Origin of the sequence: Maribellus sp. YY47, from assembly GCF_023111095.1 — a bacterium.
GTDB lineage: Bacteria > Bacteroidota > Bacteroidia > Bacteroidales > Prolixibacteraceae > Draconibacterium.
The window spans coordinates 1-12,467 of the sequence record NZ_JALGYW010000022.1 but is presented as its reverse complement, the minus strand read 5'-3'; the positions used below and the strand labels follow the sequence as shown (position 1 = coordinate 12,467).

At 42.0% G+C, this 12,467-nt stretch carries 11 protein-coding genes and 1 rRNA gene; 1 reads left to right on the top strand and 11 read right to left on the bottom strand.

The window, feature by feature from the left end:
- Nucleotides 1–59: 59 nt before the first annotated feature.
- Both MR764_RS16275 and MR764_RS16270 read right to left on the bottom strand, forming a co-directional pair.
- Nucleotides 60–431: a hypothetical protein gene (locus MR764_RS16275; RefSeq protein ID WP_247980504.1), complete on the bottom strand. Its 372-nt coding sequence runs from the start codon at nucleotides 429–431 to the stop codon at nucleotides 60–62.
- Between the two features lie 219 nt (nucleotides 432–650).
- Nucleotides 651–1,358 (bottom strand): ThuA domain-containing protein, encoded by a 708-nt coding sequence (locus MR764_RS16270; RefSeq protein WP_247980503.1) that lies wholly within the window; start codon nucleotides 1,356–1,358, stop codon nucleotides 651–653.
- Nucleotides 1,359–1,558: 200 nt separating this feature from the next.
- Between MR764_RS16270 and MR764_RS16265 the strand changes: the two genes are divergently transcribed.
- Nucleotides 1,559–2,794, top strand: coding sequence for a lipase family protein (locus MR764_RS16265; protein WP_247980502.1), 1,236 nt, complete (start codon nucleotides 1,559–1,561; stop codon nucleotides 2,792–2,794).
- A gap of 1,376 nt (nucleotides 2,795–4,170) precedes the next feature.
- Here MR764_RS16265 and miaB read toward each other — a convergent pair.
- From miaB to rrf, 9 genes are all read right to left on the bottom strand, one after another.
- Nucleotides 4,171–5,547, bottom strand: coding sequence for a tRNA (N6-isopentenyl adenosine(37)-C2)-methylthiotransferase MiaB (gene miaB, locus MR764_RS16260; RefSeq protein WP_247980501.1), 1,377 nt, complete (start codon nucleotides 5,545–5,547; stop codon nucleotides 4,171–4,173).
- 128 nt (nucleotides 5,548–5,675) lie between these two features.
- Complete coding sequence (locus MR764_RS16255; RefSeq protein ID WP_247980500.1) at nucleotides 5,676–6,320, bottom strand: FAD-binding oxidoreductase; 645 nt, start codon at nucleotides 6,318–6,320, stop codon at nucleotides 5,676–5,678.
- Nucleotides 6,321–6,803: 483 nt separating this feature from the next.
- Nucleotides 6,804–7,808, bottom strand: a complete 1,005-nt coding sequence (locus MR764_RS16250; protein ID WP_247980499.1) for a substrate-binding domain-containing protein — start codon at nucleotides 7,806–7,808, stop codon at nucleotides 6,804–6,806.
- 123 nt (nucleotides 7,809–7,931) lie between these two features.
- Nucleotides 7,932–8,507, bottom strand: a complete 576-nt coding sequence (locus tag MR764_RS16245) for a Maf family nucleotide pyrophosphatase (RefSeq protein WP_247980498.1) — start codon at nucleotides 8,505–8,507, stop codon at nucleotides 7,932–7,934.
- 1 nt (nucleotide 8,508) lies between these two features.
- Entirely contained in the window at nucleotides 8,509–9,039 is a 531-nt protein-coding gene (locus MR764_RS16240; RefSeq protein ID WP_247980497.1) for an HAD hydrolase family protein, read from the bottom strand.
- Nucleotides 9,040–9,041: 2 nt separating this feature from the next.
- Nucleotides 9,042–9,818: a DUF2520 domain-containing protein gene (locus tag MR764_RS16235; protein ID WP_247980496.1), complete on the bottom strand. Its 777-nt coding sequence runs from the start codon at nucleotides 9,816–9,818 to the stop codon at nucleotides 9,042–9,044.
- A 54-nt stretch (nucleotides 9,819–9,872) separates the two neighbouring features.
- The gene (locus tag MR764_RS16230) at nucleotides 9,873–10,526 is read right to left on the bottom strand and encodes a superoxide dismutase (RefSeq protein WP_247980566.1); all 654 of its coding nucleotides are present in this window, start codon (nucleotides 10,524–10,526) and stop codon (nucleotides 9,873–9,875) included.
- Between the two features lie 138 nt (nucleotides 10,527–10,664).
- Nucleotides 10,665–11,579, bottom strand: a complete 915-nt coding sequence (locus MR764_RS16225) for an O-antigen ligase family protein (RefSeq protein ID WP_348773087.1) — start codon at nucleotides 11,577–11,579, stop codon at nucleotides 10,665–10,667.
- 765 nt (nucleotides 11,580–12,344) lie between these two features.
- A 5S ribosomal RNA gene (gene rrf, locus MR764_RS16220) occupies nucleotides 12,345–12,455 on the bottom strand.
- Nucleotides 12,456–12,467 lie beyond the last annotated feature (12 nt).

Genomic DNA, 12,467 nt, shown 5'->3' with positions numbered 1-12,467 from the left:
GCAAATGTTTCCTGATGCAGGTTATGGTATAAATAAAGATTCTATAGCCTATTTTAATGTTAACAGGCCTCCGGGTGAAGCGACATCTTGATCGCTTTTTGATTCAGCAAAGCTACTGCTTCAGCATAAGATTTAACATCGCGATTAATATCTAAAATATGATAAACCGGATTCGGCTTATCAACCATCTCGCGATATACAGGATAACGCGTTTCTGCTTTCGGAACCAGTTTCTCCGATGCATAATCGAAAGAAAACTCATCGTGTTCCGCAATCACAAATTCCAGGTCTGTTTTTTCGGGCCTGATGATACAAAATCGGGCATACAATAAATAGACTTTACCATCCGGAAGCCCAAAAAATTTTACCGGAAGGTTCGTAGGAATATATGTCATGTTGGATTGGTGGATTAACTTGGCAACAGTTTTCATATCATGCAAGTTAATTGGGTTTGTATGCCGTCTAAATTAACTAAAAAAATAGTCGTAGGTCCTCTTTAATTAACACCAGAATGTTAAAAAACGTTATAAGTCTATGTTATCGAGCAGATTCCAATTAATTCCGATGAAGTCTCGGTATTTTGGTTGGGAATTGGCATCCGGATGCCAAAAAATCGCACTAATTGCCTACAAAACGACTTAGCGCAACCTCTATTTTCCCGAGAGATAATGTATAGCCTGTAAAATGAGTTTCCGGTAATCGGCCTCTGCGTAAGTGCGATTGTCGTGTCCCGGCTGAATGTAGATCACTCTGGAGTTTCGATACCGGTTTTCCCAGGCAACATATTCCATACTTTTGGGGTGCCGGGTACTCAACAAGGGCAATACCTTATCTGAAATCCTGACGTTCCCGTAAACTTCATCAAAAAAACGAAGCTCCCGAAAACCGCGTGTCACAGAAGTATAATTTTCCACATTGCAATATACCCACACATCATGCTCATAAGTTGATGCTTCTTCTTCATCTATCCCCGTTCTTTTCTCAACGTATTTTCCTCCGATAATTTGCTCAAACTCGGGCCACTGCTGATAAGAAGCCAGCGAATGGTGAAGAAACAAAAACGGTTTGCCCTGCTCCCCCATCTGGCGATAGGCCTCTCGTTCTGTCAAACCAATCTTATCCCACATATCATAGAATACAATCACATCGAAATCTTTGGCATGATCTTTTGCAATTTTTTGATTAGCTGAAGGTTGCTCGTAATGTTCGTACTCTACACCTTCCATCGCGTCAAACATTTCGAAAAACGGTTGTGCCTCAAAGTCGTGGCCGCCGGTAACCAGCATTACCTTAATGGGCTGCGCAACCACCGAAAAATAAATCGCAACAAAAGCAGATACAAGTAAAAGTCTTTTCATTGGGTCAATATTTTACCAAACAAAATTATATTTCGAACTGAATCTTTGATGCAACGAAAATAAAAAAATCAAACCAAAGAAAAGATTGCCGAAAGCATCGCGTATCCAAAATACCACAAATTGCATTCTGTTTGCCATCCCCTTCCATTAAACAATAATTTAGCCTATTTTTGAAGTAACCTTATTGAAAACATTTTGCCATGAAAGATCTGTTACAACCCTTACTGCTTTTCATCCTGATAAGTATCGCCTTCTCTGCCTGTGACCGTTTTGACGATGAAAAAGTTGACGGAACCGAAAACGAATACCTGGTGGAAGAAAACTTTGTTGTAGCTTATCAACAGAGCGTTATCAGTGCAAACATGAATGTGGCTGCATTACTTTACCCTGAAATTTCAGCGATTACCGACAAATTTACTTCGGGAGTGGAAGTGTACAAAATAACCTACAATACCACTTTTGAGGGAGAAGCTGTTGTTGCTTCAGGTTTGGTATGCCTTCCAACAGCAGCCGGAACTTACCCGCTGATGAGTTTCCAGAACGGTACCAATACCCTGCACAGTGCAGCGCCTTCTGAAAATCCGAACGGTGATTTATTTCAGAAGCTTGAAATGATGGCTTCCTCCGGCTTTGTGATAGCCATACCCGACTACCTGGGTTTTGGCGCTTCTGATGATATGTTTCACCCTTACCTGCATGCAGAATCTACGGTTAAGTCGGTAGCTGACATGCTACGGGCAGTAAAAGAATTTGTTGAGGGAAAAAGTTCGGTTACGCTGAGCAACGATTTGTACATCACCGGCTACTCGCAGGGAGGATGGGTAACCCTGCAGCTTCAAAAGGCAATCGAAACCAACTATTCAAATGAATTCAAACTGAAAGCCAGCGCATGCGGTGCAGGACCTTATGATATTTCAACTGTAACGGAACTGGTAACAAGCCAACCCGAATACCCCATGCCTTATTTTCTGGCTTACCTGTATAACAGCTATGCAGAACTCGATATGGAAACTCCCATCGACTCAGTATTTCAGGAAGAATATGCCGCTAAAATATCGGGGCTATTTGATGGAAATCATTCGGGATCACAAATCAATTCAGAACTTACAACTGTTGTTTCCGATCTTTTTCAACCCAATTTTATGGCGAACTGGAAAACCAGCGAAACTTTTGCCTCGCTGCGCACGATGATGGAAGAAAACAGTATTGAAGGATACAACACCAATATCCCCACTCTGCTTCTTCACGGAACTGCTGATACTTATGTTCCGCCTGTTCTAAGTTCTGATTTGTACCAACAATTTATAGGGAAAGGCGTCAGTACAGATTTGGTTACCTTAGCACCACTTAACGGCTTAGACCACACCAGTGCCATTATGCCGGCAGAACTTGCAGCCATAGCCTGGTTTATTCAACTAAGAGACGGAGAAATTTAAAATTTAGGTCAATACGGCACTTACCATCGACCAGGAACGTATTCAGAAAGCACGACCCGAAATCGCAAAGTTTTTGACTAACGAATAGTAAGCTGCAACAAACAAAAGAGGAGGTGAGTTCACCTCCTTTTTCCTGTGAAAATCGATCAAAGAAGGACAGCTATTTTTCGTCCGGAAGTCCTGTCAGTCTATGATCAACTACCCTTTCCGGACGATTTCCCTTCGATTATTTCAGCCCGGCGTTACACACCGGGTTAATCACATTCGACGCTTTCAGTGCCATAGAAAGTAAAGGGTTCAAACATCACTGTCCGTTTAACTCGTCTTAACTTTGTTATTCTGATCAATATCCCAAAGGGATAAAATACGATTAACCTCGGGTGAAACCCGGGGGTGGGATGTAAGTAGATCAAAGGGGCAATCAATACGTGATTCAACGCACAATCGCTTTATGCGCCTTGTAAACTAACTTTCGTTATAAAATGCTGTCGAAAAACCTCACTTTCATAATTGTTGGTGATTTCTCGGGATCATGATTGTTTTCTTCTCTGTGTATTCTTTTCGGAACATTAAAAAGATTTTGCCAGTCGAATGCAAGATCAGGCGTGGTGAATAGCCATCGTTAAACATTTGATTTTTCATCGCGTGGTAATTCACCATTGCCAAAAAAAACATTTTTTCATCGCGTGGTGATCCGCCATACCTTGTCCAACCGATTTTTCACCTCTTGGTAAGTCACCAAAGGATATCGAATCAATTTTTCATCGCGTGGTGATCCGCCATTCCGCGAAAAATCATTTTTTCATGGCGTGGTAAATCACCATGCCTTCTTCAACCAATTTTTCGCTTCGTGGTGAATCACCAAAGGATATCAGAATGATTTTTCATCCGTCGGATGACGGACCATTGAATAATTTAAAATACATACGAATGAAATACACCAACTTTTCGTTCGGAACTGCAACATGCGCTTTTAACTATTCATCCCGCCGGACGAGGATTCATCTTCCACTCCCAACCCGGCACTGCGTACCGGGCTATTAAGCTCCGACACTTTCAGCCTCGGGAAACACTGAAACGATTCGAAGGAACCGTTCTCTAAAAAAAGGGTCCCTACTTCATTGACTATCGGCAGGAAACACGCGCTAAGCGGTTCCAAACCGCTAAGCGCTTAAAACAATCAATACTTTTATTATTGCGTCGAAAATAGAAAAGATCCGCGAAGTCAGAATTGCCTCTCCGGGAAAAAATAATCCCATACGAATTGGATTATAGTATGATACACAAATGACAACAAAAAATAAGCCCGAATGACCGCGGGTTAACTTAGACCTTCAAGGTTTCGAAAACCTTGAAGGTCTAAGTTATATTATTTGTTACACTGTTACCACCGATTTCGGTTGTCCGGCTTCTGACTTCAAACTGCCGGCTTCCACCAACTCCCCTTCCATCGAGAAATCGGAAGCGGAAGTGATTTTAACGTCGACAAACTGCCCTACAAGTTTTTTGTTTTCAGCAGCAAAACGAACAATCAGTTTTCCTTCGGTATGTCCCGACAGGAAACCTTCTTTCCGGTCGTCGCCTTTTACCAGCACACGCAAGGTTTTTCCAACCAAACTGTTGTTGTACGGAAGATTGTGTTTGCGCAGTTCTTCGGTAAGCACATGCAGGCGGCGCTTTTTCTCTTCGAGCGGAACATCATCGTCCCAGCGGTGACTGGTTGCTCCCGGTCGCGGCGAATAAATAGCGGTGTACGACATGTTGAATTGGAACTCTTCCATCGCTTTGCGCGTGTTGTCAAACTGTTCGTCGGTTTCGCCCGTGAATCCAACAATAATGTCGGTAAACAAAGTCGCCTGCGGAATAATACGGCGGATGCTTTCCACAATGTGCCGGTATTTTTCCATGTTGTGCTTGCGGTTCATGCGCATCAGCACTTTGTCGTCGCCACTTTGCATGGGCAGGTGAATCTGCTTGGCCAGCACCGGGTATTCGGCAATAACTTCAATCACTTCATCGGTCATGTCGCGCGGGTGAGGAGAAGTAAAATACACCCAGAAATCCTTTTTCAGGCGCTTGCCCAGCTCGCCAATTTCGCGCAGCAATTGCGGGAAAGTGATCTCCTCTCCTTTTTTATCGAGGCCGTACGAATTTACATTCTGGCCCAGCAAGGTGATCGATTTATATCCTTGTGCGGCCAGCAATGCCACTTCGGCAACGATATCGCGCGACGGACGCGAAACCTCCCTGCCCCGTGTGTAAGGAACCGCGCAAAACGAACAAAATTTATCGCACCCGTTCTGAATCGGAATAAATGCTTCAAAATTCGATTGGTAATTGGGTTTTACATCCCAGAACTGCTCAATGTTCTCGTTATGCGGATCGATCCCCACTTTTAAATGAAGCGGAGTAGTAATTCCGTAGTTGCTGATCATTTCGGGTAGTTTCGGCAGATCTTTCATCTGAAAAGTGATGTCGAAAAGCTTCAGAAACTTCTCGTGATCGTCGGGCAAAATACATCCGGAAATAAACGTGATCAGATTTTTATGGTTTTTCCATTTGTTCCACTTGTGAATACGCGAGTACACTTTATCGATGGCTTTTTGCCGCACCGAACATGCCAGGATCCCAATCAGGTTGGCCTCCTCCTCGTTGTCGGTCCACTGGTAACCGGCTTTATCCAGCACCGAAATCACCCGCTCTCCGTCAGATAAATTCATCTGACACCCCAATGTTATTACGTGATATTTCATCTCAAAAAGTTCAAAGTTCTATGTTCAGTGTTCAGAGTATGTTCATCCTGAGCCTGAATCTTCTAAAAATATTTCAACACTCCCTGTCTTTCTTTTCTCCCCTTTGGGGAGATTAAGAGGGGCTTCTATTAAAAGTAAACTTCGGTATAAATGTTCGAGACCGGGACTCCTTTTCCGGTTAAAATGTCGAACATCTCGTATATCATTTCACTGTTTCCGCAAAGAAAACAGTTGGTTTCCACATCCAATTTCTGCCCGGCCACAAACGCAGTCACCCGACCTTCAAAATCGCCGTTCTTGTCCGCCGATGTACAAAGTGTAATACGCTTCGGATCAAAATCCTTATGATCATAAGCTTCCTCGACATAACGTACACCGTGAATTAATTGATAATCGAGAGCGGGATGAGTTTTCACAAAACTGTGAAACGGGCTGATACCGGTTCCGGTGGCGATAAACAGAAACTTTTGCGGCGAAAACATATCGGGCGAAAACTTAAAGAAGCCAAACGGCCCGTCCACATCCAGCTGATCGCCGGGTTTGAGGCGTTTTAGCTTTGCCGAAACTTTTCCGCCTTCCACTTCGCGCACCAGTACTTCCAGGAAATCGTCGTTTTCTCCGCTGTAAACCGAATATTCACGGCGGTCGATTTGTCCCTTCAGGCTTAAAATCAAAAATTGCCCGGTTTGAAAGGGCATTCCGTTTCGCTCCATCCGGATTACAAAAGTTGAATCGCTTAAATGTCTTAGCTGTATGACTTTATGTTTCTTCAATTTTCTGAAATATTGTTTTCAAAACCGCGACAAAAGTATAAAATATCGGCAAAGTATTTGGGTATGAAGCATAGAAAAAGACTAATAAGTCTACAATATCATTAAAGGTCCACGTTCCGCTTTCAAATATTCTGAAAACAATAAAGATAACTACCCTCGGTTGAAATCAAAAAGCTGACAAAACAATCATGATTCTTAGGAATCACCAACAGATATGAAAGTTGATTTCCAGTAAATTGTATACCCTTTCTCCTGTCTTTCCCTATTCCTGGGAAAGACGATCAGCCTTCTTAGGAAACGAAGATCAAAATACTTGATTGCCATATGCGTTGAACCACCTTACAATCCTCCCTGTCTTCCAGCGGGAACTCACCATACTCGCAGGGAAGGATGAGACGATCGGTATAATTGGGAATGTACTAACAAACTTGAATAAAAAAGGGACTCCGTCATGGAATCCCTTCATAACCTACCTTTTTATCCCTATTTATAAACCTCCTCTTCTTTCTGATATCCCTCTGAAATCACGGTTAGTTTCAGGTTCTCTTTGTTCACGATCATGCCGTTAAAGAAAACCGTTGGAACCAATCTGGCTCCATTGCTTACCGTTTGGAAAGTGTTTTCAAAACCACCATCCTTAGCCAACTGAAAAGCAAGTTCGGCAGTTGCTGCAGCCAGTTTTTCGTAAGGCTTATAAACGGTGCAAGTTTGATGACCGGCAACGATTTCCTGGAGATTTGGCAAATCAGCATCCATCCCGGCTAGCAAAACGTCTTCGCGTTTGGCTTCCTGCAAAGCTTTGATTACTCCCATCGCAATTCCATCATTAGCAGCAATAATGGCATCCACTTTCTGCGGAAGCGCCAGAATCTTCTTGGTGTCTGCATACCCTTCTTCTTCCCCCCAATGATCGGTGAATTCGTTGTAGATAATGTTGATGTCTCCCTTCTCGACCAGTGGCTGCAATACATTGCGCTGCCCGAGGTACAAAAGCTGACTGTTATTATCAGTGAGAGCTCCACCAATTAGCGCATAATTACCCGTCGGTTTAATACTTGTCAGATAAGTTGCCTGCAAAGAACCAATCTCAATATTATCCGTCGACACATAATAGTCGAGCTTGCAATTCTTAATCAGACGGTCGTAGGAAATAACTTTTACACTGTGTGCATGGGCTTCTTCAACTATTGCCGCGGCTGCAAACTGATCGACAGGAACAACCACTAAAACATTAACACCACCAGCCAGCACTTCCTTGGCCTGCGCCAGTTGTTTGTCGGCATTGTTATCGGCAACTTTTACGATCACCGTTCCTCCCAGCTCTTCTACTTTTTGAACCAGAAAATCACGGTCATTTTTCCACCTCTCCTGATCTAAGGCGTGAATTAAAAATCCAACTTTTACTTTTTCATTTTTCTGTAATGAACAACCTCCGATCAGAAAGAACGCGAAAAAAAACAATGAAATTAATTTAATCGGACGATTCATAACATTGATTTTAGTTCTGTTTCTATTCAATTTACGAATTATCCGCGAAATATGTTAACCATATATTTTTTTAACGCTCTGTTTAATAACAGCCGGGATAATGAAACCTTTTGAGAAAGGGATTTAAAAACTTTGAATGTATTCGTATAATTTTTGAATGGGAAGCCCCATCACGTTGTAAAAAGATCCTTCGATATGTTTGATGCCAATGCTACCAATCCATTCCTGAATGCCATATGCACCCGCTTTATCGTAAGGTTTAAAATGAGTGACATAATATTCGATTTCGGCAGCTGTCAGCGTTTTGAATTCAACATTTGTCACCGAATAAAATGATTTTCGCTTTTTGCTGGAAGTTAAACAAACACCGGTGATTACCTGGTGCTCTCTCCCACTTAGCCTATGCAGCATGGCGCAAGCTTCGTCAAAACTTTCGGGCTTGCCCAAAACTTCCGGGCCGAGACAAACCACCGTATCGGCCGTAATCACAACATCGTTTTCTCCAAGTTCGGCATTAAATGCATCCGCCTTTAGTTCGGCAAGATAAACTGGAACTTCTTCGATTGCCAAACCGGCGGGCCATACTTCCTCCACTTCCTTTGTCTGCACCGTAAATTCGATTCCCAGCGCTTGTAGCAATTGTTGCCGGCGCGGTGATTTGGAGGCAAGAATAAAATTATATGTCGGGAACCAGTTCATTTTAGAAAGCACGAGCGTTCAACATTTCCGGGGTAAACCATTTTTGCTGGGCTTTCATGGTTTGCTCAATTACATCGCGCACACAGCCATCGCCCCCGTTTTTATCGGAAATGTATTTGGATATCTCCTTAATTTCCTGAACTGCATCTTTGGGGCACACAGCCAGTCCGACTTCAGTCATTACTCTGTAATCCACTAAATCATCCCCCATAAACATAATTTCCTCTGCGGTAAGATTAGTCTTTGCCAAAAAATCGTTGAGGGCTTCCACTTTATCGCGCACTTTGTCGTAATAATGCTCCACCCCAAGCTTCTCGTAACGCAGCCTGACACGCTCGATAAAACCACCGGTAATAATGGCCACCGGATAACCGGCTTTAACCGCATTCCGAATGGCGAATCCATCTTTCACATTCGCCGTCCGAACCGGATCGCCGTCTTCATTTAAAGGCGAGGTATCTTTTGATAGCACTCCATCTACGTCAAACACAAATCCTTTTACCTTTAATAACTCGTCTTTAAAAAAGCCCATATTTATTTCTTTTGATGATGTTCAAAAATACTCCTAGAAATTAAATTATACAACGCCTGTTTTTCGGGGTATTTTTCCAATACATGTAAATGATCATTAATTATAGTTTCGTCGAAACGCACTGCCGGTCCGGTTTGTGCATCCTTCGGATTCATTTCCTGTGCTTTTTTAGCCGTTTCCAGAATTAAGGGATGCAGCACTTCGAACGGAATATTCTGTGCTTCCAGAAAATCGGCAGCAAGCGTATAAAAATGATTGACAAAATTGTTGGAAAAAACAGCAGCAATGTGCAGGCTTTTTCTGCGTGCAGAATCCATCTCTGTTACTGACTCCGATATTTTGTGTGCCAGGGTGGTTAAGATTTTCAAATTGCCGGAATTATTCGCTTCAATAAAAACCGGGATTTGGGCGAAGTCCACCCTTCGCATTCGGGAAAAAGTCTGCAGCGGGTACAGCACACCGTAGTTCGATGAAAAATCGTTCAGCACGGCCATGTGCAAACTCCCCGAACAATGTACCACTAATTTGTTTTGAAAATCGATTTCCGATAATACGTCAGCAACAACGGCGTCTTTTAATGCAATAAAATAGATGTCGGCCTTATCCGTAATTTCTTTTGTTGAAGTGGTATAAGGCGAATTCAGTTTTTGTGCCAGCGTTCGCGCTGACTCTTCGGTACGGCTGTACACCTGGATTACTTTCCCTGCTTTTTCATTTAAAGCTGTGGACAGATGAGTAGCGAGGTTTCCGGCGCCAATGAAGCAAAAATTAAGGCTCATTATTTTTAATTTTTGTCAAAAATAATGAGCCTTACGCACAGTGCCAAAAACTGTTTATGCTAATGCTTTTGTCAGACGGTCGTTTACAACGTCCCAGTTTACAATGTTCCAGAAATTATCGACGTAATCTGCTCTTTTATTCTGGTAATGCAAATAATAAGCATGCTCCCACACATCAAGTGCCAATAAAGGGGTTCCTTTAACTTCGGCAATATCCATCAGCGGGTTATCCTGATTCGGAGTCGACGAAACTACCAATTTCCCTGATTTGTCAGCCAATAACCATGCCCATCCGCTACCAAAACGGGTTTTTCCGGCTTTCCCGAATTCTTCTTTAAATGCGTCAACCGAGCCAAAATCTTTTTCGATCGCGGCTTTTAATTCAGTCGGCATTTCTCCTTGTGTCGGAGTCATGTTCTCCCAAAAAAGACTGTGGTTGTAATAACCGCCTCCGTTGTTTCTGATTCCCTCAGGTTGCTTACTTATTTCAGCAAAAATCTGTTCCATTGGGGTACTCAGCAATTCAGTTCCTTCGGCAGCAGCCATAAACTTGGTATAATATCCGTTGTGATGTTTCGAATAATGAAGCTCCATGGTTTGCGCATCGATGTAGGGTTCCAGAGCATCGTAACCATAACCCAGTTCCGGAAATTTATGCCCTTCAAATGCTTTTGATTCTGATGCACATGATGCGAGCGTTCCCAACATTGGAGCAGCAACAGCAGCAACTCCTGCTGTGATGATAAATTTTCTTCTTTCCATAGTTCTTTTATTGTTCTATTTGTTACAAGAACATCAGGACCACAAAAAGGTTCGGACAAAGTGATTGATTTCCTCTATAAGGGATTATCGATCAGACAAAAAGCCTTCAGTAAAGTAATTTCCCGGCCCGGTAATAAACAAACAATAGAAAAAGAAGAAGAACGAACTACCCATGTGAGATTCAAGGTTGGAATCAGCCAAGTTGGCTACAAGCATAAAAACCAAAAACACGAGAAAATAGGGATCATGGTATCTCCTTGTTTTTATGATGGGGTAAATAAGCGAGAACATTATGTAGATAAAGCCAAGCATACCAAACTTTACGATATAATTCAGGTACTGATTATGTGACGACGCATACAGACTTTCATCCAATTTTGAATTGTTCTCTTTAAAGGCCTTAGCAAATTCCTCTTTCCAATTCCCGGTTCCGACTCCAAAAAAGAAATTCTTTTTTATGATCGTGATGGCTGCCCGGGCAAATTCGATACGCTGGGAAAACGACTGGTAATTGGCATTACCGGTTTGAGTAAAAACATAATATTCCCAGATGGTTTGATAAATTCGCGGGTAAAGCGAAAAACGTCTTTCATAAATATAATTTGCCATCCCGGCTTCTATATTCCTGACATCCTGTTCTGATAAAGCTTTGACTCCTTCGGCATCTTTTCGTAAGTCTTTTGACGTGAGATAACGCATTAACGTGGCTGCAACAGGATAACCGCTGCCTCCTATGGAATCGTATTTTATCTCTGAAACCTGATTCCATTCTTCGCGCATCTCAGGCTCGCAAATATATAAGTATACATAATGGCCATTTTCGACCATAGGATTTTGGGTATCGTGTTTATAGGGATTTCCCTGCGCAGTTTTTAGTTCAAGATGAGCGACAACCTTTTCATCAATATCATAAAAACCATTGACCGCATGCATAACATACCACACCGGGAAAATGATTATAACAACCAATCCGTTTATTCCAGCTATTCGTCGTTTCATTTTTTGCTGAAACAAAAGGTAAAAAACAAAACAAACTAAACTCGCACCAAACGCTAATATTCCGGTTAATGATTGTTGAAGGAATAAAAATCCAAGCATGCCAACTGTTAGTGAAGCCAATAAAATTTTTCTGACCTTGCCTACTGTTCGATAATTCAGAAATAAAAGAAATATAAAAAACCAGGCAGCTAATATCAGCTGAAAGCTAAAACGGATATGAGAAATCACGCTTATTTTATGGATTTCAAAACCTCCGGTATTTTTTATGAATTGCCACCTTACCAATGCAATAATGATAGCCACCGTAACTGAAGTACAAAAGGCATAAAAAATATATCTTTTCTGTAATGAATTCAACGTTTTTCCCAGTATAAAAGCAAGCGGAATAACCAGGTAAAAAAGCGTTTTTCTTACATCGTAAAATGAAGAATCATTTGTCAGGAATGTGCTAATTAAATAGATCAAAAAAACTGAGGGAATAAGGAAAAGAACTTTCCGTTCTTTTATTCTATTGAATTTATTGGCCCATGAATCTTCTGCAAGGGCAGTCAAAAGTATTAGACCGCTGAAAACCGAAACCAAAGCTTGTGATAAGGGTAAAGCAATAACAAAAGCAATAAGTGAAAGAAAGAACCAGTTGGCATCAATTAGGTTAGTAAAGAATTTCTTCATTAAGCATAGCTTTTGATATTGCAAAAACGGATGCACGAAAAGTTTATTGCATAAAAAAAACCTGACTCTGTTACCAGAACCAGGTTTTAATAAAGTTGGCAGCGACCTACTCTCCCACTGTTACGCAGTACCATCGGCGCTGGCGGGCTTAACTTCTCTGTTCGGAATGGGAAGAGGTGGTGCCCCGCCGCTGTAGCCACCTAAAATCTTTCGTTC